This is a genomic window from Sphingomonas crocodyli (assembly GCF_004005865.1).
Classification (GTDB): domain Bacteria; phylum Pseudomonadota; class Alphaproteobacteria; order Sphingomonadales; family Sphingomonadaceae; genus Rhizorhabdus; species Rhizorhabdus crocodyli.
Window position 1 is genome coordinate 2,930,027 of record NZ_SACN01000001.1, and the last position, 22,662, is coordinate 2,952,688.

Annotated in this window: 25 protein-coding genes; 18 read left to right on the top strand and 7 right to left on the bottom strand. The window is 65.8% G+C overall.

The annotated features are described in order from the left end of the window. Positions 1-12 precede the first annotated feature (12 nt). From EOD43_RS14020 to EOD43_RS14055, 8 genes are all read left to right on the top strand, one after another. On the top strand, positions 13-600 hold the full coding sequence (locus EOD43_RS14020; protein WP_127744445.1) for a malonic semialdehyde reductase: 588 nt from the start codon (positions 13-15) through the stop codon (positions 598-600). Beyond that, entirely contained in the window at positions 600-1,226 is a 627-nt protein-coding gene (gene tsaB, locus EOD43_RS14025) for a tRNA (adenosine(37)-N6)-threonylcarbamoyltransferase complex dimerization subunit type 1 TsaB (RefSeq protein WP_127744446.1), read from the top strand. Before EOD43_RS14020 ends, tsaB begins: the two co-directional genes overlap by 1 nt. Next, entirely contained in the window at positions 1,223-1,708 is a 486-nt protein-coding gene (locus tag EOD43_RS14030) for a GNAT family N-acetyltransferase (protein ID WP_127744447.1), read from the top strand. The genes tsaB and EOD43_RS14030 overlap by 4 nt, the downstream gene beginning before the upstream one ends. Positions 1,709-1,813: 105 nt before the next feature. Further along, positions 1,814-2,227, top strand: coding sequence for a Ros/MucR family transcriptional regulator (locus EOD43_RS14035; RefSeq protein WP_127744448.1), 414 nt, complete (start codon positions 1,814-1,816; stop codon positions 2,225-2,227). Between the two features lie 154 nt (positions 2,228-2,381). After that, on the top strand, positions 2,382-2,804 hold the full coding sequence (locus EOD43_RS14040; protein WP_127744449.1) for a Fur family transcriptional regulator: 423 nt from the start codon (positions 2,382-2,384) through the stop codon (positions 2,802-2,804). Continuing rightward, positions 2,801-3,523, top strand: a complete 723-nt coding sequence (locus EOD43_RS14045; RefSeq protein WP_240653202.1) for a lysophospholipid acyltransferase family protein — start codon at positions 2,801-2,803, stop codon at positions 3,521-3,523. Before EOD43_RS14040 ends, EOD43_RS14045 begins: the two co-directional genes overlap by 4 nt. A gap of 31 nt (positions 3,524-3,554) precedes the next feature. Continuing rightward, the gene (miaB, locus tag EOD43_RS14050) at positions 3,555-4,901 is read left to right on the top strand and encodes a tRNA (N6-isopentenyl adenosine(37)-C2)-methylthiotransferase MiaB (RefSeq protein ID WP_127744450.1); all 1,347 of its coding nucleotides are present in this window, start codon (positions 3,555-3,557) and stop codon (positions 4,899-4,901) included. Between the two features lie 26 nt (positions 4,902-4,927). Beyond that, complete coding sequence (locus tag EOD43_RS14055) at positions 4,928-5,575, top strand: hypothetical protein (protein ID WP_127744451.1); 648 nt, start codon at positions 4,928-4,930, stop codon at positions 5,573-5,575. Between the two features lie 120 nt (positions 5,576-5,695). Here EOD43_RS14055 and EOD43_RS14060 read toward each other — a convergent pair whose 3' ends face one another. Further along, the gene (locus EOD43_RS14060; protein WP_127744452.1) at positions 5,696-6,115 is read right to left on the bottom strand and encodes a DUF1801 domain-containing protein; all 420 of its coding nucleotides are present in this window, start codon (positions 6,113-6,115) and stop codon (positions 5,696-5,698) included. A 63-nt stretch (positions 6,116-6,178) separates the two neighbouring features. On the opposite strand from EOD43_RS14060, the gene EOD43_RS14065 reads away from it, so the two are divergent. The 5 genes from EOD43_RS14065 (at position 6,179) to EOD43_RS14085 (ending at position 11,471) form a co-directional block, all read left to right on the top strand. Beyond that, the gene (locus tag EOD43_RS14065; protein WP_127744453.1) at positions 6,179-7,411 is read left to right on the top strand and encodes a cytochrome P450; all 1,233 of its coding nucleotides are present in this window, start codon (positions 6,179-6,181) and stop codon (positions 7,409-7,411) included. Between the two features lie 101 nt (positions 7,412-7,512). Continuing rightward, complete coding sequence (locus tag EOD43_RS14070) at positions 7,513-8,511, top strand: PhoH family protein (RefSeq protein ID WP_127744454.1); 999 nt, start codon at positions 7,513-7,515, stop codon at positions 8,509-8,511. 18 nt (positions 8,512-8,529) lie between these two features. Continuing rightward, positions 8,530-9,039, top strand: coding sequence for an rRNA maturation RNase YbeY (gene ybeY / locus EOD43_RS14075; protein WP_127744455.1), 510 nt, complete (start codon positions 8,530-8,532; stop codon positions 9,037-9,039). Between the two features lie 100 nt (positions 9,040-9,139). Continuing rightward, the gene (locus EOD43_RS14080; protein WP_127744456.1) at positions 9,140-9,820 is read left to right on the top strand and encodes a DUF2490 domain-containing protein; all 681 of its coding nucleotides are present in this window, start codon (positions 9,140-9,142) and stop codon (positions 9,818-9,820) included. Between the two features lie 100 nt (positions 9,821-9,920). Continuing rightward, the gene (locus EOD43_RS14085; protein ID WP_127744457.1) at positions 9,921-11,471 is read left to right on the top strand and encodes a PQQ-dependent sugar dehydrogenase; all 1,551 of its coding nucleotides are present in this window, start codon (positions 9,921-9,923) and stop codon (positions 11,469-11,471) included. A 142-nt stretch (positions 11,472-11,613) separates the two neighbouring features. Here EOD43_RS14085 and EOD43_RS14090 read toward each other — a convergent pair whose 3' ends face one another. Genes EOD43_RS14090 through EOD43_RS14100 form a run of 3 tightly spaced genes read right to left on the bottom strand, consistent with a single transcriptional unit; the run spans position 11,614 to position 14,516 of the window. Further along, a complete protein-coding gene (locus tag EOD43_RS14090) occupies positions 11,614-13,233 on the bottom strand; it encodes an FAD-dependent oxidoreductase (protein ID WP_127744458.1) in 1,620 nt (539 codons plus the stop codon). Between the two features lie 4 nt (positions 13,234-13,237). Continuing rightward, positions 13,238-14,005, bottom strand: coding sequence for an anti-sigma factor family protein (locus tag EOD43_RS14095; RefSeq protein WP_164857231.1), 768 nt, complete (start codon positions 14,003-14,005; stop codon positions 13,238-13,240). Continuing rightward, positions 13,998-14,516 (bottom strand): sigma-70 family RNA polymerase sigma factor, encoded by a 519-nt coding sequence (locus EOD43_RS14100; protein WP_127744460.1) that lies wholly within the window; start codon positions 14,514-14,516, stop codon positions 13,998-14,000. Before EOD43_RS14100 ends, EOD43_RS14095 begins: the two co-directional genes overlap by 8 nt. Positions 14,517-14,648: 132 nt before the next feature. Between EOD43_RS14100 and EOD43_RS14105 the strand changes: the two genes are divergently transcribed. Next, entirely contained in the window at positions 14,649-15,539 is an 891-nt protein-coding gene (locus tag EOD43_RS14105; protein ID WP_127744461.1) for a hemolysin family protein, read from the top strand. Between the two features lie 77 nt (positions 15,540-15,616). Beyond that, positions 15,617-16,105, top strand: coding sequence for an acyltransferase (locus EOD43_RS14110; protein WP_127744462.1), 489 nt, complete (start codon positions 15,617-15,619; stop codon positions 16,103-16,105). 3 nt (positions 16,106-16,108) lie between these two features. Here EOD43_RS14110 and EOD43_RS14115 read toward each other — a convergent pair whose 3' ends face one another. Continuing rightward, complete coding sequence (locus EOD43_RS14115; RefSeq protein ID WP_127744463.1) at positions 16,109-17,452, bottom strand: phosphotransferase; 1,344 nt, start codon at positions 17,450-17,452, stop codon at positions 16,109-16,111. Between the two features lie 112 nt (positions 17,453-17,564). Here EOD43_RS14115 and EOD43_RS14120 point away from each other — a divergent pair, with 112 nt between their 5' ends. The 3 genes from EOD43_RS14120 to EOD43_RS14130 are packed head-to-tail and all read left to right on the top strand — an operon-like array spanning position 17,565 to position 20,507. Then, positions 17,565-18,908, top strand: a complete 1,344-nt coding sequence (locus tag EOD43_RS14120) for a PQQ-dependent sugar dehydrogenase (protein WP_127744464.1) — start codon at positions 17,565-17,567, stop codon at positions 18,906-18,908. Between the two features lie 28 nt (positions 18,909-18,936). Continuing rightward, the gene (locus EOD43_RS14125; RefSeq protein WP_127744465.1) at positions 18,937-19,236 is read left to right on the top strand and encodes a hypothetical protein; all 300 of its coding nucleotides are present in this window, start codon (positions 18,937-18,939) and stop codon (positions 19,234-19,236) included. Further along, on the top strand, positions 19,236-20,507 hold the full coding sequence (locus EOD43_RS14130; protein WP_127744466.1) for a cytochrome P450: 1,272 nt from the start codon (positions 19,236-19,238) through the stop codon (positions 20,505-20,507). Before EOD43_RS14125 ends, EOD43_RS14130 begins: the two co-directional genes overlap by 1 nt. On the opposite strand, the gene EOD43_RS14135 is transcribed toward EOD43_RS14130, so the two are convergent. Further along, positions 20,504-21,862 carry an MFS transporter gene (locus tag EOD43_RS14135; protein ID WP_127744467.1) on the bottom strand — a complete coding sequence of 453 codons (1,359 nt, stop codon included), beginning with the start codon at positions 21,860-21,862 and terminating at the stop codon, positions 20,504-20,506. The genes EOD43_RS14130 and EOD43_RS14135 overlap by 4 nt on opposite strands. Before the next feature lie 92 nt (positions 21,863-21,954). Then, positions 21,955-22,659 carry a DUF899 family protein gene (locus EOD43_RS14140; RefSeq protein WP_127744468.1) on the bottom strand — a complete coding sequence of 235 codons (705 nt, stop codon included), beginning with the start codon at positions 22,657-22,659 and terminating at the stop codon, positions 21,955-21,957. Positions 22,660-22,662: the final 3 nt, after the last annotated feature.

Here is a 22,662-nt window from a genome sequence, read left to right on the forward strand (position 1 = left end):
GAGGGGGATTACATGGCCAAGCTTTCCGACGACGCGCTCGATCAGATCTTCCGCACGGCGCGCAGCTATAACGGCTACACCGATCAGCCGGTCAGCGACGAAGAACTGCACGCCATCTGGGAGATTATGAAGTTCGGCCCGACTTCGGCCAACCTGCTCCCCGCGCGCATCATCTGGGTGAAGACCGACGCCGCGAAGGAAAAGCTCGCCGGTCTCGTCTCCGCCGGCAATGCGGGCAAGGTGCGCAGCGCGCCCGTCACCGCGATCATCGGCATGGACCTGGAATTTTACGAACAGGGCCACAAGCTGTTTCCGCACGACGATGTCCGCCCCTGGTTCGCGGGCAATGACAAGTCGATCGCCGACACCGCCTTCCGCAACAGCTCGCTGCAGGGCGCCTATCTGATCATCGCCGCGCGCGCGATCGGCCTCGATACCGGCCCGATGTCGGGCTTCGACAATGATGCGGTCGACGCGGCTTTCTTCGCGGGCACCAGCTATAAATCGAACTTCATCTGCACAATCGGGCATGGCGACGCCTCGACGATCTTCGATCGCCTGCCCCGTCCCGACTTTGCGGAGTTCAACAAGATCGCCTGATGGCGCAGGGAGGCGTCACACGACGGCTGGTGATCGACACCGCCACCGCCGCCTGCTCGGTGGCGCTGCTCGACGGCGATGCCGTTCTGGCGGCGACCTATGAGCAGGTGGGCCGTGGCCATGCCGAACGGCTGATGCCGATGATCGCAGAGCTCCCCGATGGCGGGCGGGCGGATGCGATCCTGGTCGATTGCGGGCCAGGCAGCTTTACCGGCGTCCGCGTCGGCCTGGCCACCGCCCGCGCGTTGGGCCTTGGCTGGGGCGTGCCGGTTCACGGCTATTCGGCCACCGCCCTGCTCGCCGCAATGGCAGACACCGACGCCGAAACCGTCGCGATCGCGATGACCGGCGGGCATGGCGAATTGTTCGTCCAACGCTACGCCCACGATCCGATCGCCCCGATCGGCGATCTCGCCTCTCTCCTCCCCGCTGACGCCGCGACGCGGATCAGCGAAGAAACGATCTTCGGATCGGGCGCCGAGGCGCTCGTCGCCGCGCGGGGGAGCGGCCGCGCCATCGAACTGCTGCCCAATGCCGCCGAGGCGTGGCGCCTGCCCGCCGCGCTCGCCGCCTTGGCACCCCAACCGATTTACGGCCGCGATGCCGACGCGAAGCTGCCAGCATGACCGATCTCACCATCCGCGAAGGCACGACGGCCGATATCGAGGATGTCATGGCGGTGATGAACGACGCGTTCGATCCGCGCTTCGGCGAAGCGTGGAATACCGGCCAGTGCCTGTCGATGATGTCGCTGCCGGGCACCTTCCTGCTGATCGCAAGAATTGGCGGAAAACCGGTCGGATTCGCGCTCAATCGTCAGATTGTCGATGAAGTCGAGCTGTTGCTGCTGGCGGTGGCAACGACTCACCGCAGGCAAGGGACTGCTCGTCGACTGATCGACGCCGTTCGGCAATTGTCACTGGCGCGTGGCGCAGCACATGTTCATCTTGAAGTTCGGGACAATAATCCCGCGTATTTCCTCTACGTAAATGCGGGGTTCAGCTTGGCGGGCCGTAGAGTAGGATATTATCGCGGCGCTGATGGCGAGGCTTTCGATGCCTTGACCTTGTCCTGTCCGCTCGATTCTCCAATGGACTTACATCCTTGAAAGAAGCTTGTTGCATTGGAGTGTAAAAAGGCGCACAGGCCGCCCTTGGCTTCCCCGGCCAAGTAGTGACCAAGTTAATCCTTATTTACAATAAAGGGTCCGCCAATGAACGATAATAACGCCCAGAACGAAACCTTGATCGCCCTCACGGCCGATATCGTATCTGCGCATGTCAGCAACAACAGCGTCTCGGTTTCTGATCTTCCGCTTCTGATTCAGAACGTTCACAACGCCCTCGCAGGCCTTGGTGACGATCTGGTCGAGCCGGAAGTGAAGCAGGAGCCGGCCGTGTCGGTCCGCGCCTCGATCCGCCCCGATTACATCGTGTGTCTTGAGGACGGTAAGAAGCTCAAGATGCTCAAGCGCCACCTGATGACGCATTACCAGCTCACCCCCGAGCAGTATCGCGCCAAGTGGAACCTGCCGGCCGACTATCCGATGGTCGCGCCGAACTATGCCGAGCAGCGCCGCTCGCTCGCCAAGAAGATCGGTCTGGGCACGAAGCGCCGCACGCGCTGATCGTCTCGGAACGAACGCGGGACGGGGGCGGCCGCAGGGCCTCGCCCCCGTTTTCGTTTTTCCGCCAGATTTTCTTATTCCCGCCAGTCTTTCGTTTCGCGCGAAAAGCGCCTAACTCTTGCTGCATCGCAAACCTCCCGCGCCAAGGGGTCGCATGAATCGCAAAATCGATATCGAAGCGCTTTGCGCCGAGAAGGGTCTCCGCATCACCGAGCAGCGCCGCGTCATCGCGCGCGTGCTTTCGGACGCAGAGGATCATCCCGACGTGGAACTGCTCCATGAGCGCGCGTCGGCGATCGATCCGGGTATCTCGATCGCCACCGTCTATCGCACCGTCCGCCTGTTCGAAGATGCGGGCATCCTCGAACGCCACGATTTCGGCGATGGCCGCGCCCGTTACGAGGCGGCCGCCGAAACCCATCACGATCACCTGATCGACGTCGAAACCGGCAATGTCATCGAGTTCACCGATCCCGAACTCGAAGAATTGCAGCGCAAGATCGCCGACAAACTCGGCTTCCGCCTCGTCGATCACCGCCTCGAACTCTACGGGGTCTCGACCGCTCGCACGAAGTGAGCCGTAAAGTGCGGACGGGCTGGCGGGTCGGGCGCGTGCTCGGCCTGCTGCTCGTCTGCCTTGGGGGCTATGGCGTCGCCCGCCTGTTCGGCCCCGGCCATTGGTGGAAGCGCACCTTCCTGCGCACTGCCGGCCGCATCTTCGGCCTCGATCTGCGGATCGAAGGTACGCCCGTTTCCCGCAACGTCCTGCTCGTCGCCAACCATGTCAGCTGGCTCGATATCCTCGCGATCGGCGGGGCCGCCGGCGCGCGCTTCGTGTCGAAAGCCGAGGTCGCCGACTGGCCGGTCATCAGCCTGATCGCGCGAATCGGCGACACCGTCCTCGTCGAACGCCAGAGCAAGCGCGCGGTGCGCGGACAGGCCGATCAGTTGAGCGCCGCTTTGATCGAAGGGCGCCCCGTCGTGCTGTTCCCCGAAGGGACCACCGGCGACGGCCGCACCCTCCTGCCCTTCCGTCCGGCCTTGCTCGCCACCGTCACGCCCCCGCCGCCGGGCGTGGTCGTGCAACCGGTCGCAATCGATTACGGCGATGCCACCACCGACATTGCGTGGCCCGACGGCGAATCGATGGGCGCCAATGCCGCGCGCGTCATCGGCCGCCCCGGCCGCATCCGCGCCACCATCCGTTTCCTGCCGCCCCTGCCCCCGATCGACGACCGCAAGGCGCTGGCCGCAGCCGCGCAGGCGGCGATCGCAGAGGCGCTGAGCAGGGCTTAAACCCGCCGCCACTTTCCGCTATGGCGCGCCGATGAATCCCGACGCCCCAAACACCCGGCCCAAAAGCTATCACGTCAAGTCGTTCGGCTGTCAGATGAACGCCTATGACGGCACGCGCATGGCCGAGCTGCTCGAGGCCGACGGCCTCACCGCCGCCGCGAGCGCGGAGGAGGCCGATCTGGTCGTCCTCAACACCTGCCACATCCGCGAAAAGGCCGCCGAGAAGGTCTATTCGGATATTGGCCGGCTGACCAAGAATGCCAGGAAGAATGACCGCGCCAAGCCGATGATCGCGGTCGCGGGCTGCGTTGCGCAGGCCGAAGGCGCCGAGATCGGCGTACGTGCGCCCGCGGTCGACATCGTCGTCGGCCCGCAGGCCTATCACAACCTGCCCGATCTAGTAGCCAAGGCGGCGTCAGGCATCCGCGCGCTCGATACCGACATGCCCGCCGCATCGAAGTTCGATGCGCTGCCCAAGCGTCGCAAGCAGGGGCCGGCCGCCTTCCTGACCGTGCAGGAGGGTTGCGACAAATTCTGCACCTATTGCGTCGTCCCCTATACGCGCGGCGCCGAAATCTCGCGCCCGTGGGGCCAGATCGTCGATGAGGCGAAGGCGCTGGTCGATGCCGGCGCGCGCGAGATCACCCTGCTCGGCCAGAACGTCAACGCGTGGAGCGATGACAGCGGGCGTGGCCTGCACGACCTGATCGAGGCGCTGGCCACGATCCCGGCGCTCGCGCGAATCCGCTATACCACCAGCCATCCCAACGACATGGCCGACGGGCTGATCGCCGCGCACCGCGACATCCCCAAGCTGATGCCCTTCCTCCACCTGCCGGTGCAGGCGGGATCGGATCGGATCCTGAAGGCGATGAACCGCAGCCACGATGCCGCCGGCTATCTGAAGCTGATCGAACGCGTCCGCGTGGCGCGCCCCGATATCGCGATTTCGGGCGACTTCATCGTCGGCTTCCCCGGCGAGACCGACGCCGATTTCGAAGCGACGCTCGATATCGTCCGCGCGGTCGATCATGCGCAGGCGTTCAGCTTCAAATATTCGCCCCGCCCCGGCACTCCGGCCGCGACGATGGGCGATCAGGTCGCGATCGAGGTGATGGACGAGCGGCTCCAGCGGCTGCAGGCGCTGCTCAACGAACAGCAGTCCCGCTTCAACGCCGCGACCGTCGGCAAGCGCTGCGAAGTGCTGATCGAGCGCGACGGCAAGCTGCCCGGCCAGCGGATCGGCAAGTCGCCCTGGCTCCAGTCGGTGATCGTCGAAAACGGCCCCGCGATCGGCGAACTCGTCACCGTCGACATCGTCTCCGCCGGCCCGAACAGCCTGGTCGGCACGATCGTCGCCGCCCGCGCGGCCGCCTGACCGGCCAGCAGGAACTCAAGGTATATATGCAGATCGAAGGCAATTATCGGGACAATGGCTTCGCGACGATCCGCGGGCTCGTCCCTCCGGAAGTCGCGACGATGCTGTTCCGACAGATCCAGATGGATCTGTCCGCGGCGGGCAAGTCGTTCGACATCTTCGCCAAGTCGCACCCGCTGTCGAACCAGCAGACGGTGGACATTTCGGGCCATTTCTATCGCCCGCTGACCACCTTTCTGTGGGGCCTGACCCCCATCGTGGCCGAACTGACGGGCGCGGACGTGCTGCCCAGCTACGATTATTTCCGCATCTATCAGAAGGGCGACGTCTGCCGCGTCCATTCGGATCGCCCGTCGTGCGAGCACAGCGTCTCGCTCACGCTCACCTATAGCGACGGCATCGCCTGGCCGCTCGAAGTCGGATCGATCCCGGTGAAGGGCGAAGGGCCGTGTACCGACAGCTTCGGCGACGAAGCCTCGACCGCGGTCGCGATGCAGCCGGGCGACGCCGTCCTCTATCGCGGGATCGACCTGCTCCACGGCCGCACACAGCCCAACCCGAACCAGTGGTCCGCGCACCTCTTCCTGTTCTGGGTCGAACGCGACGGCCCCTACGCCCAGCACGCCTTCGACGAAGAGCGCCTTCGCTCCGAACTGAAGCGGGTCAACGGCTGAGCCCACCCTCCCCCTCGTCATTGCGAGGAGCCCGAAGGGCGACGCGGCAATCCACTCCGAACTGCGGAATGGATTGCTTCGCTACGCTCGCAATGACGAGGATGGAGTGACGCCCGCCCACTAGCCCGGATACCGTTCCCCCATCACATCCCACGCGCGCTGCACGATCGCCTCCAGCGCGCCCGCGTCGACGTCGCTCAGCCGTTTGACGTAGAGACATCCAACCCCCGTCTTGTGCTTGCCCAGCGGCTCGAGCAGTTCGTGCGCATCGTCGAAGCCCGGACCGATATAGAGCGTCGTCTGGCCCTTGCGCGGCGAAAAGCCGATCCGGCACATGTCGCCCTCACGCCCGCTGTCGTAGCGATAATGATAGGCGCCGAAGCCGACGATCGCCGGCCCCCACATCACCGCCGGCTGGCCCGAAACCCGCGCCATCATCGCCGCGATCGCCTTCGCATCCTCGCGCTGCTGCGGCGGATCGACCGCGTCGAGAAAAGCGTCGACATCGCCCGCATGCGCCTTTGTCTTCAACTCCGCCATCGCCTTTCCTCCACACCGGCCAGAGTATAGGCTGCCCAAAAATAGAATAGAGAGGATCGAACGATGGGCGAACTGCGTGAGATCACGGCCGCGGATATACCTGCGCATGTTCCGCCGGGCCTAGTCATCCCCTTCGATTTTCGGCGCGATTTCACGACAAATGAAGATGTGTGGTCGCTCGCCGAGGCGATGAACGATCGCCCCGACATCTTCTGGTCGCCCGATCTTGGCGGTTATTGGGTCGCGACTCGCGCGCCCATCATCGAGGAGGTGTTTCGCCGCCACGAACTCTTTTCGAACCGCAGCGTGATGATCCCGCCGATGATGTCGAGCGGTTTTGGGATCGTGAATACCGAGGATCCGCCGGATCATGCGCGCTTCCGATCGATCCTGGCCACCACCATGTTCTCGCCTCGCGCACTTGCAGGCGTCGAGGAGGCGGCGCGGCAGGTGACGCGTGAGATCATCGACAGCTTCGCATCGCGCGGCTCGTGCGATTTCGCCGCCGAGTTCGCGCGGCCGATGCCGGTCGACGTGTTCATGGGCATGTTTGGCATGGACCGCGATCGGCGCATGGCGTTCGTGCCGTGGGTCGAACAATTCTTCCGATCCGCCGTGCCCGAGGAGCGTTTTCAGGCGCGCGACGCGATCCTCGGCCTGCTCGACGACTGGATCGACCGACAGATCGCCGATCCCTCCACCGCCGCCGACGGCCACATCATGCCAGCCCTTCTCGCCGCCCGCCCCGATGGCCGCCCGGTGACGAAGCAGGAGATGATGGCTTTGTGCTTCCTGCTGGTGAACGGCGCGCTCGATACCACCACCGCGCAGATGACGCACCAGATGCGCTTCATCGCCGGCCACCCCGCACACCGCGACGCCCTGATCGCCGATCCGTCGCTCATCCCCCACGCGGTCGAGGTGATGTTGCGCCGTTTCGGCATGATCAACACCGGCCGCATGGTCCGCGACGATGTCGAGTTTCACGGTGTACAGATGAAGGCGGGCGAGATGGTGCTGTGCTCCACCGTCATCGCGGGGATGGACAAGGCCGCCTACCCGGCCGCGCGGGACGTCAGTTTCGACAAGGGCGATGGCCGCGTGAAGCATTGGGCCTTCGGCTCCGGCATCCACATCTGTCCGGGCGCCTATCTCGCGCGAATGGAGTTGCGGATATTGCTGGAAGAGGCGTTGCCTCGGCTCAGGAACCTGCGCCTCTCGCCAAAAGACACCGGCGCGGCGGTATCCGGCATCACCGTAGCGTTGCCCGAACTCCACATCGAATGGGATGTGTAGCGAAGAGACTCCTTTTGCCTTTGCGTCGTCACAAATGCGACTAGACTTGCCGTGGACCTCGCGAGTCCCGCGAGGCATGCGAAAGGAAACTGCCGCACTTTATGTCGCGTAAAGCCGTGCAAGCGCAGGCCGGGGATCGCGCCCGGATCGAAGTCACGTTCGACAGGCCCCAGTTGCTGGGACAGTTGTTCGGGCAGTTCGACCAGAACCTGGTCGCGATCGAAAACCGCCTCGGCGTCTATATCGCGGCGCGCGGCAACAAGCTGCAGATAGAGGGCGAGGCCGAAGCCGCCGCCCGTGCGCGCGAAGTGTTGACCGGCCTCTACAACCGCATCGTGCAGGGGCAGGATATCGATACGGGCGCGGTCGAAGCCGTCATCGCCATGTCGGCCGAACCGATGCTGGACGGCATCATCCGGCAGGACGTGTCCGATCCGCCCAAGGTGATGATCCGCACCCGCAAGAAGACGATCGTCCCGCGTTCGGCCACGCAGACCACCTATATGGAGGCGCTCAACCGCGCCGATATCATCTTCGCGCTCGGCCCGGCGGGCACCGGCAAGACCTATCTGGCCGTCGCGCAGGCGGTGCAGCAGCTGATCCAGGGCACGGTCGATCGCCTGATCCTGTCGCGCCCCGCGGTGGAAGCCGGCGAGCGTCTGGGCTTCCTGCCCGGCGACATGAAGGAGAAGGTCGATCCCTATCTCCGCCCGCTCTACGACGCGCTCTACGATATGCTGCCGACCGAACAGGTCGAACGGCGGATCGCCAGCGGCGAGATCGAGATCGCCCCGATCGCCTTCATGCGCGGCCGCACGCTCAGCGACGCCTTCGTTATCCTCGACGAGGCGCAGAACACCACGCCCGCCCAGATGAAGATGTTCCTCACCCGCTTCGGCATGAACAGCCGGATGGTGATCTGCGGCGATCCGCGTCAGATCGATTTGCCCGATATCGGCAAGTCGGGGCTTGCGGATGCGGTCGGCAGGCTCGAAGGGACCGAAGGCATCGCGACGGTCCGCTTCGGCGCGGCCGACGTCGTCCGGCACCCGATCGTCGGCCGGATCGTTCAGGCTTATGAGGGGCCTGACGACGCCTGAACAATCCCGGAGTTTTGAATGATTGAAGTAGCCGTCCAGATCGAAGCGGGCTGGGACGAGTCCGTCGATTGGGAAAATCTGGCGACCGAAGCGGTGACGGCCGCGCTCAAGGTCAGCCCACAGGCGCATATCCTGGCCGCGCGCTACATGGCCGAAGTCTCGGTCCGCCTGACCGACGATGACGAGGTTCACGCGCTCAACCGCCAATATCGGCAGAAGGACAAGCCCACCAACGTCCTGTCCTTCCCGATGGTGCAGGAGGATCTGCTTGAGGGGCTGGCGAACAGCGACGACGGCGAAGTCCTGCTCGGCGACATCATTCTCGCGCGCGGCGTGTGCGAGGCGGAAGCGGCGGACAAGGGCGTATCCCCCGCCACCCACGCAACCCATCTGATCGCGCACGGCACGCTCCACCTGATCGGTTACGACCATATGGCCGACGACGAAGCCGAACATATGGAAGACCTCGAACGCGCGGCGCTGGCGACGCTGGGGATCGACGATCCTTATGCGGTGGTGGACGACTGACGCGTAAATCCTCCCCCGGAGGGGGAGGATCGAAGGCCCAAGCAACCCCTTGCAGCACCCCGGAAAACAAGCGGAAACACAGCGCATCTAACCCGCAATCATGTTCCGCAAATCTTTGCTCGCCCTCTCCGCGCTCGCCGTCTCCACCCCCACGCTCGCCGCGACACGGCAGGAGGAGCAGGTCTGGATCAACTTCACCGCGATGGGCAGCCTCAAGGGCGATCTCGTCTATTTCGCCGAGATCCAGCCGCGGCTGAACGGCGATGCCGGGCCGATCGATCAGTTGCTGATGCGCCCCGCGATCGGATGGAAGCTCTCACCCTCGCTCACCGTCTATCAGGGCTATGCCCATGTCGAAGTTCCGCGCGAGGGCCGCGCCGATCGCAATGAGGAACGCAGCTTCCAGCAGGTGAACTGGTCGATCGGCACCTTCGGCAAGGTCGAATTGTCGTCGCGCACCCGGCTCGAACAGCGTTTCGTGTCCGACGGGCGCGATACCGGCTGGCGGCTGCGTCAGTTCGTCCGTGCCGAAACCCCGCTGGGCGCCAGGAAGTCCGGACCCGCCGCGCTCGGCTGGATGGAGGGCTTCGTCGCCCTGAACGACACCGATTGGGGTGCCCGCAAGGGCTTCGATCAGCTGCGCAGCTTCGCCGGCGTCGAACTCCCGCTCGCAGGCAAGTCGACCCTCGAAGTCGGCTATCTCAACCAGGTGATCAACCAGACCGGCGGCGACACCCGGATCAATCATATCGCGTCGATCACGCTGTGGGCACGCCATTAGAGTCCGGTCGTTACTGGGATCATTACTTGGCTTGAACGGTCTAGTGCGTTGATCTAGTGTGACGATCGGGGGGCGCTCCTAGGGGAATGGGAGAGCCTGAATGTTGCGTCCGTACCTGTTTCGCGCCACCTCCATCATCGCCACGGCTTTGCTGCTCGCATCGTGCGGGGGGAGCGACGGCGGCTCCGGATCGGGCGGAGGCGGGGGCGGCAGCCCGGCCAACAGCGCCCCGGTCTTCACCTCGCCCGGCACGCTCTCGGTCGTCGAAAACGCCACCGGCACGATCTACACCGCGACGGCGACCGACGCCGACAACAACCCGCTGAGCTATTCGATCTCGGGCGGGCTCGATCGCGCGGCGTTCCAGATCACGGCTGCGGGTGCACTTTCCTTCGCCGCCAGCCCCGATTTCGAGGCGCCCGCCGATTCCGATCGCAACAATGTCTATCAGGTCGAAATCAGCGTCAGCGACGGCGTGACCTCCACCGCGCTCGCGCTGACCATCACCGTCACCAACGATCCGAATGACAGCTTCCGCACGCGCCGCGTCGCGACCGGGCTGAACGGCGCGGTCTTCCTGGCCCCCGTGCCCGACAATTCGGGCCGCGTCTTCGTGGTCCAGCGCACGGGCTTCGTCCGCATCCTGACGCCATCGACCGGCGCAGTCGCGGGCGCGCCCTTCATCGACGTGTCGAGCCAGATCTCGACCGATGGCGAGCGCGGCCTGCTTGGCTTCGCGACCGCGCCCGATTTCGCGACCAGCGGCACCTTCTATCTTTACCTCACCAACCCCGGCGGCACGATCGAGCTGCGGCGTTATCAGACGCAGGCGGGCAATCGCGACGTCGGCGACGTCAGCAGCGGCGACGTGATCCTGTCGATCCCGCACCCGACCTTCAGCAACCACAATGGCGGGTGGATCGGCTTCGATGCGAACAACCTGCTCTATGTCGCGACCGGCGATGGCGGGGGCGGCGGCGATCCTTCGGGCAATGCGCAGAATCGCAACGCCCTGCTCGGCAAGATATTGCGGATTGATCCGCGCAGCGACGCCTTCCCGGCCGATCCCAATCGCGATTACACGATCCCGGCGGGCAATCCCTTTGCGGGCGGCGGCGGCGCGGGCGAAGTGTGGGCGCTGGGCCTGCGCAATCCGTTCCGCAACAGCTTCGATCCCACCACCGGCAATCTCTACATCGCCGATGTCGGGCAGGACGTGATCGAGGAAGTCAATCTGATGCGCCCAACCGATGGCGGCGCGAACTTCGGCTGGAACCGGCGCGAAGGCACGCAAGCCTATAATGGCGGCACGAACGATCCCACCTTCACCCCGCCCGTCACCGAATATGCGCACGGCACCGGGGAGCTGCAGGGCGATTCGATCACCGGCGGCTATGTCTATCGCGGGCCGATCACGTCGCTACGCGGCCTCTATTTCTTCGCCGATTTCGTGCGATCGCGCATCTGGTCGATCCCTGTCGCCGACCTCGTCCCCGGACAGACCGCGCCCAGCAGCCGCTTCACGCTGCGCAGCCTGGCGCCCAATGCCGGCACGATCACCCAGATCACCAGCTTCGGCGTCGATCAGACGGGCAATCTCTACATTTTGAGCCTGAGCGGCGACATCTTCGTCATCGAACCGGGAAGCTGACCCTAAAAATCCTCCCCCGCTAGGGGGAGGTGGCGCCGAAAGCGACGGAGGGGGAGGACGCGACTCATTACGAGTTGGTCGCCGCCCTCCCCCTCCGTCAGCTACGCTGACACCTCCCCCTGGCGGGGGAGGATTAAGAGCATTACTCCGCCGCCTCCGCATAGCAGAAGTCCGGCTGTTCGCGGCCCAGCACGCCCGCGACATGATCGGCGGTGCGCATCGCCAGTGCGATGATCGTCAGCGTCGGATTCGCCCAGCCCGACGTCGGGAAAAGCGAGCTGCCCGCGACATAGAGGTTGGCGATGCCGTGGACGCGCGTGTCGCCATCGGTCACGCCGTGGCGCGGATCGGCGGACATGCGCGTGGTGCCGATATGGTGATAGCCGCCGATCGGATGGACGCTGATCAACGGGTCGCTGACCCACGCCTTCTCCGCATCGGACAGCCACGCCGCGCGCTCGACCCGGCCGAGGCCGAGCCGCGCCAGTTCGCCGCCCAGCGCGTCGACGAGGCCGCCGACGCTGTCGACATCGAGCGCGGTCGTCCGCCAGTCGAGCGTCGCGCGCTGCATACCGGTTGCATCGCGATCGGAACCCAGCAGCACGCGGCTGTCGGGGTTCGGCGCCTGTTCGGCGCGCACCACCAGCGCCACGTCGCTGATCCCCAGCCTATTGAGCACCCAGGGGCGCAGCGGATCGCTCACCCGCTGCGCCGCGCCCACGACCTGTTTCACCGTGCGCCACATCCGGCGGCCCGTCTGGGTCGGCGCGGCATTGTGCTTGGCATGGTTATAAGCGCGCATCGCAATCGGCTGGCTGCCATGCGCGGGCCGGCGCGGGGCGATCGTCAGCGAACTGTTGAGCAGCCCTTCGCGCGCCTGCAAGGCCGGTGACGGCGCGATCATCGGCGCGATCGTCTCGCCATCCGCCTCACGCTTGGCGAAGGCGGCGAGCAGCGACCAGACCGCGCCATCCACCACGCGCCCGCCGCGCGCATGTGGATGCTCCATGAAATAGCGGCCGACCTGATCGTGGCCATTGCCCAGCCCCTGTCGCTGCACCGATTGCGATGCGAGCAGCAGCCGAGGATTTTCGATCCCGCCCGCCGCCAGCACGAAGGCGCGCGCATGAACCTGCGTCCGCCGCCCGCCCGGCGCCACGATGTCGAGCCGATCGATCGCCTTGCCCGCCGGATCGGCGACGATCTCGCGCACCGTCGCGTGCGTCAGCACGGTCGCATTGCGATGATCGACCACGTCGCGGCTGCGCGCGAAGGAGAAGCGATCGAACATCTCGTCGAACGACCAGTAAGGCGTCACCAGATTGTCCGCATCGAACCCCGGCATGTGCGGCGATCGATCGACGGGCGGCGCATCGCGCAGGCCCAGCGCGCGGCGCGCCTCGCGATAATAAGGCGCGATATCTTCATGCCCGATCGGCCAGCCCGAATGCGGCACCCAGGCGCGTTTTTCGAAATCGATCGGATCGAGTTTGGCGACGCGCCCGCCCCAGATCGCAGTGGTCCCGCCGAAGAAGCGCAGCCGGGCGTCCTCAAGCGGATAATATTCCTGCCCGATATTCGCGCCGTCATTGAGCGCCGCGGTCTCGCGCTCATAATCCAGCCCGCCGCTTTCGATCAGGACGATCGACAGGCCGGCGGACAGGAAACGGCGCGCCAGCGTGAGGCCCGCGGCCCCGGCCCCGATGATCGCGACATCGGAATGGATCGGCGGCAGATCCGCGGAAACAAGATCGATATGCATTGAACTACTCCAGCCGATTGTCGGCGAGATCCTCGGCCGCAAGGTCGAGCGCGTCGGGCGCTTCCATGCCGGTCAGCGCATAGGCGATGTCGCCGTTGCGCCAGTAGGCGACGGAGGTGTCGCCGTGCCGGACCGAAACCGGCCGGATCGGCGCGGCCGCCGCGCTGCGCACTGCGAACACCGATGCGACATTGCCCTTGTCGGTGCGCACCATGATCTGCAGCGCCGGCCCCTCGTCGGACGGCACCACCTGAACATCGGTGACGCGCCAGCCATCGGGCAGCACCGGAACGCGGATTCGCGTCCATTCGGCGATATCACGCCGATCGAACACCTCATCCTCGCGCTGCGACTTCATGTTGACGCGCAACAGGCCGGTGCGGAACGCCATCGCGGCGTCGGCAACATAGGATGGGGGGCTCGCCTCGGCGCCCTTGGGGTTCAGCGTCAGCGAAGCGGTACCGACACCCGCGACCAGCAGCGCCGCCGCGGCCCAGCCCATACGGCGGGGCCGCGGTGACGGCCGCGCAGCCAGATGCGTCTCCAGCCGCTCGGCATCCTGAACGAGCGAGGCGGGCGCGTGTTCGGCTCCACCATGTCGGCTTTCGCCGTGAAGAAGACGCAGCGCGGTACGAATGCTCAGATCGGCCATCACCCGCGCGGCAGCGGCCGGGTCGTGCGCCAGATGCTCCTCGACGGCCAGCCGGCGCTGCAGGTCCAGCTCGCCATCGATATAGGCGTTGATGTCGAGATCGGTGACGCGATCAGTCACGGCCGCCCACCACAAGCCGCAATCCCGGCTTGCCCTCCAGCGGTTCGCGCAGCGCGGCGCGGGCGCGCGACAGGCGCGACATCACCGTTCCGATCGGCAGGCCCAACACGTCGGCCGCCTCGCGATAGCCCAGCCCCTCGATCGCGACGAGGTGCAGCACCTCGCGCTGCGGATCGGGCAGCGCGGCGAACCGATCGGCCACTTCGCGCAGGAACAGGTTGAGTTCGGGGCCACCTTCGTCGACGGCCGGCACCGCATCCTCGATCTCGGCCAGGCTGCGCTGCTCGGCGGCGCGGCGGCGGATGCGGCTGACGAACTCGTTATGGACGATCGCGAGCAGCCAGGGCTTGAGCGGGCGCGACGGATCGAAGCGTTCGCGCTTTTCCAGCGCGTTGAGCATCGCCTGCTGCACCAGATCGTCCGCCGCCGAAACATCGCGGGTAAGCGAGCGCGCATAGCGGCGCAAAGCCGCCAGATGCTGGACTATATCGAACGCAACTCTCCGAACCATGTGACGCATACGCGCGGATGGCCGCTTTTATTCCGCTTCGTGTCATATTTTTTAATTGGCCGCGCGCACTTGGCGGTTGGCATCATTTAAGATAGCGGATGGGGTCCATTTCGACGGGCAACCAGAAAGACGATGCCGGACGACAGTAGTAGCGCCGCTGACAGCGGCGGACGATTTTGGCGCAGCCTGCGCTCGCTCTTCGGACAGGAGCCAGAGCCCAGCCTGCGCGATCAGATCGAAGAAGCGATCGAGGAGCATGAAGGCGAAACGGCCGAGGAGGACGATCTGTCCCAGGCCGAGCGCGACATGCTCCGCAACATCCTGCATTTCGGTGAGCGCAATGTCGGCGATGTCGGCGTGCCGCGCAGTTCGATCGTGGCGGTGCCCGAAACGATCGGCTTCGCAGAACTCGTGCAGCGTTTCGCCGATGCCGAACATAGCCGCCTGCCCGTCTATCGCGACAATCTGGATCATGTGATCGGCATGGTCCACGTGAAGGACGTGTTCCGCATCATCGCGACCGGCGCGCCCGCGCCCGATACGATCGCGGCGCTGATCCGCCAGCCGCGCTACGTCCCCTCGTCCATGCGGATCATCGATCTGCTGGCCGAAATGCGTGAGGCGCGCACGCACTTGGCGATCGTGCTCAACGAATATAGCGGCACCGACGGCCTCGTCACGATCGAGGATCTGGTCGAAGAGATCGTCGGCAAGATCGAGGACGAGCATGACGAGGCGGAAGAGGAACTCCTCATCGCGCTCGGCGATTCGATCTGGCAGGCCGATGCCCGCGCCGAACTGCACGACGTCGCCAAGCTGATCGATCCGCGCCTGGCCGAAATCGACGACGATGTCGAAACGCTGGGCGGTCTCGCCTCTTCGCTCGCCGGCCATGTGCCGCAGCCGGGCGAGATGGTGGAGCATCCCAGCGGCTGGCGCCTCGAAATCGCCGATGCCGACGAACGCCGCGTGAAGCGCCTGCTGCTGCACCCACCGGTCGAGGAGCCCGAGCCGCAGGATTGATCATCTTGACGCCGTAACGACATTCCGCGCTAGATAGACGCGGTCCGCCATACGGGCCGCGTTGCGAGGATCATGCGTTGAGTAACAGGATCGGCGGCACGTTACGCAAGCTGCAGCGCAGCTATCTGATCCCCAAATCGATCCGCACGCGGATGCTGCGCATGGCAGGGATCGACATCAATGACGCGATCGTCAGCCCCGGCCTGCACATCGGCCCCGACGTGCGCGTCCGGATCGAGCCGAAGGCCTATATCAACGCGGGCTGCTTCTTCGACGATGCGGGCGAAATCCATATCGGCGAATATGTCCATCTGGGGCCGGGCGTGACGCTGGTGACGACCGACCATAAGATCGGCGCCGCGAAAAAGCGCGCAGGCACGCCTTTTTCGGGCACGATCCGAATCGAAAAGGGCAGCTGGCTCGGCGCGCGATCGGTGGTCTTTTCGGGCGTGACGATCGCGGAGGGCTGCATCGTCGGCGCAGGCGCGATCGTGACCAAGAGCACCGAGCCGCACGGCGTCTATGTCGGCGCCCCCGCCCGCCGGATCCGCGACTTGCCCGTCTAACCTTCAGTCGAGCAACTCGGCCAGCGGGATCAGATGCTCGATCCGGCTGGTGCGGTTGAGGACGGGTTCGAGCAGCAGCATCTGCCGCATCGTGCGGGCATGGAACAAGGCGACCAGCGCCGCATCCCGATCCGGCCCCGCCGCCAGCACGAAGGCTTCGAGCGCGGCGTCCCCGCTTTGCCAGTCGGGATGGCGAACGCCGGTCATCGCGGCGATATCGTCCAGGTTCGCAGCCTCGATTCCCGGCCCGAAGATCGCCGCGCGTTGCGCGAAGCGGGCGGTGCGCGCGGTCGCGTCGCGCCGATAGGCCGCATCGGCATCACCCGCCGTAAGATCGCCGATCGTGTCCGGCAGCGCGTCGGCGATCCCGGCATGGCGCCCCGGCGCGGGTTCGGGCAGCGTCACCGGGGGCAGATCGACCCCGATGATCGCCGCAATCGCCTCGATTCCCGTCAGCGCATATTGATGAAACCATTCCAGATATTGCAGCGTCTCGGGCACGGCGCGCGGGGCGTGGAGTTCGCCGACCAGCGACATCGGGGTCGCGAGCGAGAATTGGGCGGTGTGGAATTCGATCGCCACCCTATCGAGCGGCTGCCCGCTCGCCGCCTCATAACGGCGCAGCGCGCGGCCGATATCGCCCAGCGGCTCGGGGATCGTGCGCAACCGCAACCCCGCCAGATCGTGCGCGATATCGCCGATATGCGCGAGTTCGACGTCGAGCAGCCCGGTCAGTCGATCGCCTTCGAACATGAACTGCGCCGGATCGCCCAGAATGAAGCGCGGATCGTAGCGGTGGCGTGGCACGTTGCGGTGCAGCCACTGGATGCCGAACTCCAGCAGCGGCTCGGGCCTTCGCTTCGTCGGTCGATAGCGTCGCTCGAACCGTTCGAAATTGACGAGCGCCAGCGCCTCGGCATCGGCCGGTACCGGAAAGCCCAGGGGCGTGAACTCGGCCGTGTCGCGCGCATGGATGACCGCCAGCACGTCCATATAATGATCCATGATCGCCCCGCGCGCCGCATCGCTGTCGGCGGTGGCCAGATTGGCGCGACCGGGCAGGCGATCCATCACCACCGCGCTCGCTTCATCGATCATCCCATAGACATGCGGCACCGGCACGCCCGCCGCCTCCAGTCGTTCGAGGATGCCGGCTTCGAGCGAGACGGGCACGCTGCCCTCCATCCCCTCCCGATCGCCGCGCACATAGAGCGGCAGCAGCGCGCCATCGTGATCGACATCGACGAACCAGGCGGGCCGCCAGCGCGGCTGGCGCTCGATCCGGATCACGCGCCCCAGATGCGCCTCGATCCACGCGACGATCCGCGCCTCGGCCGTCCCCTCCATCGCCCACTCCCCGTCTGTCCTGTTTCCGACCAGTCTGACAGGCGATGCGCCACCTCGCTATCTCCACAAACGCATGCTAATTCTTGCGAAAATTCAGCAGGAAGCAGGTGCCATGAGCCGCAGGACGCGCATCATCTTTATCGTAGCGGGCGTCATCGTCGCGCTGCTGCTCGCAGGCGGCTTCTGGCTGTCGCGGGGCGATCAGGCGCAGGTCGCGCTCGATCAGGTGACGGGCACGCGCCCGAAGCTGACCGAGGTGCGCGAGCAGACTTTCCCCACGATCGGCGTCGCCAAGGCGATCGGCTGGAAGGCGGGCGAGGCGCCGACGGCGGCGAAGGGGCTGAAGGTTGCGGCCTTCGCCAGCGGCCTCGAACATCCGCGCTGGATCTACGTCCTGCCCAATGGCGACGTCCTCGTCTCCGAAAGCAATTCGCCGCCGCGCGACAGCAAGAATGGCGGCGGCGGCATCACCGGCTTCGTGATGAAGACGTTGATGGGCCGCGCAGGCGCGATGGTGCCCAGCCCCAACCGGATCATCCTGCTGCGCGACGCCGATGGCGACGGCAAGGCGGAGGTGAAGACCACGCTGATCGACGGGCTCAATTCGCCCAGCGGCATGGCCCTGGTCGGCGACACGCTCTACATCGCGAACACCGATGCGCTGGTGAAGGTGCCGTTCAAGGTCGGCGAAACCAAGATCACCGCAAAGCCGGTGGTCGTCACCAAGCTGCCCGGCGGCTTCAACCATTGGGCGCGCAACGTGATCGCATCCGCCGACGGCAAGTCGCTGTTCGTGTCGGTCGGCTCGGCCAGCAATATCGGCGAGAACGGCATGGACCTGGAGGCCAAGCGCGCCGCGATCTGGCAGGTCAATCTGGAGACCGGCAAGGATCGCATCTACGCCTATGGCCTGCGCAACGCGAACGGCATGGCGCTGGAGCCCACGACCGGCGACCTTTGGACCGTGGTGAACGAACGCGACATGCTGGGTTCGGACATGGTGCCCGATTATCTGACCGAGGTGCAGCTGGGCGGCTTTTACGGCTGGCCCTATTATTTCTGGCACGGCGTGCGCGACGATCGCGTGCCGGAACCCGAAGACGATATGAGCGGCTATGTGATCCGCCCCGATTATGCGCTGGGGCCGCATGTCGCCGCCCTCGGCCTCACCTTCTCGACCAATGCGATGCTGGGCGACGCATACCGCTCGGGCGCGTTCATCGGCGAACATGGTTCTTGGAACCGCAAGCCGCTGTCCGGATACAAGGTGGTGTTCGTGCCGTTCGATCAAGGCAAGCCCAAGGGCAAGCCGATCGACGTCCTGACCGGCTTCCTCGCCTCCGATCAGGGCGAAGCGCGCGGCCGCCCGGTGGCGGTGACGATCGCCAAGGACGGCGCCTTGCTCGTCACCGACGATGTCGGCAATACGGTGTGGCGGGTGACCGCCGCCAAATAAGCGGGGCGCCCTTCCGAAGGAGAGGGGCATGCCCAAATATCTGATGCTCGCGATCAACGGCCCCAAGCCGGAGATCGCCGAGGACGATTATAACGCCTGGTATCGCGCGCAGCTGGACAAGATCCGCGCGATCCCCGGCGTGAAGCATGCGCAGCGTTACAAGGTCGCGATGGGCAAGGGCATAACCCAGCCCTATTTCGCCGCCTATCAGATCGAGACCGACGATATCGACTCCTTCATGGTCGATATGGCCGCGCGACTGCACCCGCTGGAGCCGCCCTTCGATCAGGCGATGTCGCTCGCGCTCCTCGGCGAGGCGATCGACTGATGGCCACCAACACCGACGATCGGCGCTTCGCCGAACTGTTTGACGTGCGGCGTGAGGCTCAGGGGATGAGCAACGTCGCCGACACCGATTTCAACCCGCTGATGAACGCCTTGCGCGAGCGCGGGCCGGTGCTGAAAGGGAGTTTGCGCGAGCTGCTGGGTCTCGGCGGGGACAGCCGTTACGACACCGACCTGCCGGGCTACACCGCGCTCAGCTTCGCCGCGTGCGACCGCGCCTTCCGCGAGAATCTGCTGTTCAGCTCGGAAGGCTATAACGACATGCCCGCCGTGCGGAAGCTGGGCCATGTCGTGCTCAACAAGATCGGCGAACCGCACAAGCGCATGCGCGCGGCGGCCCAATCGATGTTCATCAAGCCGGCCGCGACCGGATGGTGGCGGCGCAACTGGATCGACGATGCGGTGAAGGGGCTGGTCGATCGGCTGGAGGGCCGCGAGCGCGCCGACCTGAACATCGATCTGTGCGCGCGCCTGCCGCTGCAGGTCGTGTCGCTGGGCGTCGGGCTGGAGGGCGACGAGGCTTTGGTCTTCCGCGAACAGTTGCTCAAATCGATCGGCAATCACGAGGCGACGCCGGTCGAGCGGGCGGAGGCGGCCGCGGCAGTCGATGCGACCTTGCGCGGGCTGGTGCTCGATCGGCGCGCCTCCCCACGCGACGACGTCGTCTCGGGTCTCGCCAAGGCCGATTTCAAGGAGGTTGACGGCACGACCCGCAAGCTGATCGACGATGAGGTGCTGGGCTTTTCGCGCCATATCCTGCTGGCGGGCGGCGGCACGACGTGGCGGCAGCTGGGCATTACGATCCACGCTCTGCTCGACGCACCCGAATTGTGGGCGGCGGCGCGCGCCGATCGTGCGCTGATCTACGACGCGATCGAGGAGGCCGCGCGCTGGAACGCGACCGGGCCGACCTTCCCGCGCCTCGTGACCGAGGATGTCGAGCTGGACGGCGTGTTCATCCCCGCAAACTCGCGGATCGACATCTGCCTGGGCGCGGGCAATCGCGATCCGAAGCGCTGGGACGATCCCGACCGCTTCGATCCGTTCCGCAAGAAGCAGGCGCATCTCGGCTTCGGCATGGGGCCGCATCTGTGCATCGGGCAGCATGTCGCGCGCGAGATGATGGCAGGCGCGATCAATGCGCTGATGGACAGCTTCCCGGAGATACGCCTCGACCGCGACGCCCCGCCCCCGCGCTTGACGGGCGGACTGGAGCAGCGCGGTTATTCGTCGATCCCGGTGGTTCTGGCCTAACGCCTGATCTTCACAACGCCGCACAGCCCCGCGATCAGCGCGAGAAAGGCCGCCGCATAGGCTGGCCCCGGTCCCGATCCGAGGCCGAAGGCGAGGAGCGAGGCGGCGACGGTCGCACCGATCGCCTGACCGAGCAGCCGGATCGTCTGGAATATTCCGCCGACCGAGGCCGCGCGGTCGCGCGGGGCAGATGCGATGATCGCGCGGGCGTTGGGCGACAGGTACAAGGCGATGCCGCCGCCGGTGACGAACAGCCGCACGCAGATGCCCCACGGGGTCACGTCCGCCGGCATCAACGCGAGCAGCAGCAGGCCGATAACCGATGTCCCCGCCCCCAGCGCGCTCAACAGACGCAGCGAGTAGCGATCGGCCATCGTGCTGGCGAACGGGCCGATCAGGAGCGCGGCAAGCGGCCAGGTGGCCATCATGCTGCCCACCTCCCCCGCGCTGTAATGATAGCCGTTTTCGAGGCGGAACGGCATCGAGACGACGAAGGCCATCATCGCCATGAACCCCGCCATCGCGCCGATCAAGGCCACGCCCAAGGCTGGCGAGGCGAGCAGATCGACGGGCATCACCGGCCGCTCCACCCGCAATTCGCGACGCACGAAGGCATAGCCAATCACGATCCCCGCCCCGACCACGCTGGCCGCGGCGAGCGCACCGCCGCCATGCGCGCCCAGTTCCAGCCCGCCGACGATCAGCCCGAAGGTGGCCGCGCTCAGGATCGACGAGGTCCAGTCGAAACGGTGACTCTTGGGTTCGGGATCGGGCAGCGCGCGGACGCCCAACAGCGCGAGGATGCCGAAGGGCGCCGAGGCCGCGAACACCCATTGCCACGATGCGAAGGCGACGATGATCCCGCCGACCGTGGGCGCGAGCGCGGTGAAGCTGGCGTTGATCAGGCTGTTGATGCCGAGGCCGCGGCCAAGCTGGTGCGACGGATAGATCGATCGGATCAGCGCCGACGTCATGCTCAGCACCGCCGCCGCACCCAGCGCCTGCACCGCGCGAACGACGAGCAGCAGCGGCAACGACGTGACGAACAGGCAGGTCGCGGCGCCCGCGGTGAAGATCATCAGCCCGATCGCATAGAGCCTGCGTAACCCGATCAGATCGCCGAAGGCCGACAGCGGCAGCATCGCCATCACCAAGGTCAATTGATAGACGGTGACGGTCAGGACGGTCGACGATGCCGGCACATGCAGTTCGCGCGCGATCGTCGGCAGCGCGACGACCGGGATCGCCGCATCGAGGATGACGAGCGCGGTGCTGCAGCACATCGCGGCAATCGCCCAATAGCGGCGCGGAAGCGGCAGGCCGTCATCGGCCTCTGCAATGGCCGCTTGCTCCACGATCCTGCCCCTTCCGATTTCTCTTATCGGATCAGGCTAGCCATCCGGGACCATCGGTCAATATTGCCAGTTCGCCATTGCAATGTCGATGATCACTCATAGTTCAACTTTGGATACCAATCGTCTCCGCGCCCCTCAGGCGTGAGATCGAGCAGGTTCCAGAGCGCGGCGATATCGGGCGCGGTGCGCGGATCCTGGCCCGGATCGGCGGCCTCGGCGGGCATGTCCGCGCCATAGAAGATGCGAACCGCATCCCCATCCTTTCGATAGACGATCAGCGCGGGATATTCGTCGCCTTCCGGCGTCAGCAGGCCGAACGCGTTCGCATAATCGTCCCCAATCGTCTCGACGAAATCGAGATCGCGCCAGCCGCGTTCGGCCGCGAACGCCTTTTGCCGTTCGACCGGGCTGCGACCGAGGATCTTGAGCGCGGCGCGCTGCTTCACGTCGGCGGCATTGCCGTTCACGCTGCCCAGCCAATTGGTACACATCGGGCACGGCCGCGCGCGCTGCGGGCCGTACATCCAGAAATAGGTGATCAGCGTATCGTGCGCACCGAACAGATCGGCCAGCCCGACCTCGGCGCCATTTTCGTCGCGGAAGCGATAGTCCTTGTCCACGATCGGCCCGGGCGGCAGCGCCTGCCGCTGTTCGGCCAGCCGGGTCATATGCCGGCGGAATTCGATTTCCTCGGCCAGCAGAGCTTCGCGGGCCTGCGCATAGTCGGCGCTCTCGCCGGAGATCGGCGTGCGCAGGCGCGCGAGTTCCTTGGCGGGCTTCAATGTCGGACGGTCCATGAT

Bases quoted from the DNA above. Each gene is read 5' to 3' on its own strand.
- EOD43_RS14020 (WP_127744445.1), top strand. From the start codon at position 13: ATGGCCAAGCTTTCCGACGACGCGCTCGATCAGATCTTCCGCACGGCG.
- tsaB (WP_127744446.1), top strand. From the start codon at position 600: ATGGCGCAGGGAGGCGTCACACGACGGCTGGTGATCGACACCGCCACC.
- EOD43_RS14030 (WP_127744447.1), top strand. From the start codon at position 1,223: ATGACCGATCTCACCATCCGCGAAGGCACGACGGCCGATATCGAGGAT.
- EOD43_RS14035 (WP_127744448.1), top strand. From the start codon at position 1,814: ATGAACGATAATAACGCCCAGAACGAAACCTTGATCGCCCTCACGGCC.
- EOD43_RS14040 (WP_127744449.1), top strand. From the start codon at position 2,382: ATGAATCGCAAAATCGATATCGAAGCGCTTTGCGCCGAGAAGGGTCTC.
- miaB (WP_127744450.1), top strand. From the start codon at position 3,555: ATGAATCCCGACGCCCCAAACACCCGGCCCAAAAGCTATCACGTCAAG.
- EOD43_RS14055 (WP_127744451.1), top strand. From the start codon at position 4,928: ATGCAGATCGAAGGCAATTATCGGGACAATGGCTTCGCGACGATCCGC.
- EOD43_RS14060 (WP_127744452.1), bottom strand. From the start codon at position 6,115: ATGGCGGAGTTGAAGACAAAGGCGCATGCGGGCGATGTCGACGCTTTT.
- EOD43_RS14065 (WP_127744453.1), top strand. From the start codon at position 6,179: ATGGGCGAACTGCGTGAGATCACGGCCGCGGATATACCTGCGCATGTT.
- EOD43_RS14070 (WP_127744454.1), top strand. From the start codon at position 7,513: ATGTCGCGTAAAGCCGTGCAAGCGCAGGCCGGGGATCGCGCCCGGATC.
- ybeY (WP_127744455.1), top strand. From the start codon at position 8,530: ATGATTGAAGTAGCCGTCCAGATCGAAGCGGGCTGGGACGAGTCCGTC.
- EOD43_RS14080 (WP_127744456.1), top strand. From the start codon at position 9,140: ATGTTCCGCAAATCTTTGCTCGCCCTCTCCGCGCTCGCCGTCTCCACC.
- EOD43_RS14085 (WP_127744457.1), top strand. From the start codon at position 9,921: ATGTTGCGTCCGTACCTGTTTCGCGCCACCTCCATCATCGCCACGGCT.
- EOD43_RS14090 (WP_127744458.1), bottom strand. From the start codon at position 13,233: ATGCATATCGATCTTGTTTCCGCGGATCTGCCGCCGATCCATTCCGAT.
- EOD43_RS14100 (WP_127744460.1), bottom strand. From the start codon at position 14,516: ATGGTTCGGAGAGTTGCGTTCGATATAGTCCAGCATCTGGCGGCTTTG.
- EOD43_RS14105 (WP_127744461.1), top strand. From the start codon at position 14,649: ATGCCGGACGACAGTAGTAGCGCCGCTGACAGCGGCGGACGATTTTGG.
- EOD43_RS14115 (WP_127744463.1), bottom strand. From the start codon at position 17,452: ATGGAGGGGACGGCCGAGGCGCGGATCGTCGCGTGGATCGAGGCGCAT.
- EOD43_RS14120 (WP_127744464.1), top strand. From the start codon at position 17,565: ATGAGCCGCAGGACGCGCATCATCTTTATCGTAGCGGGCGTCATCGTC.
- EOD43_RS14125 (WP_127744465.1), top strand. From the start codon at position 18,937: ATGCCCAAATATCTGATGCTCGCGATCAACGGCCCCAAGCCGGAGATC.
- EOD43_RS14130 (WP_127744466.1), top strand. From the start codon at position 19,236: ATGGCCACCAACACCGACGATCGGCGCTTCGCCGAACTGTTTGACGTG.
- EOD43_RS14140 (WP_127744468.1), bottom strand. From the start codon at position 22,659: ATGGACCGTCCGACATTGAAGCCCGCCAAGGAACTCGCGCGCCTGCGC.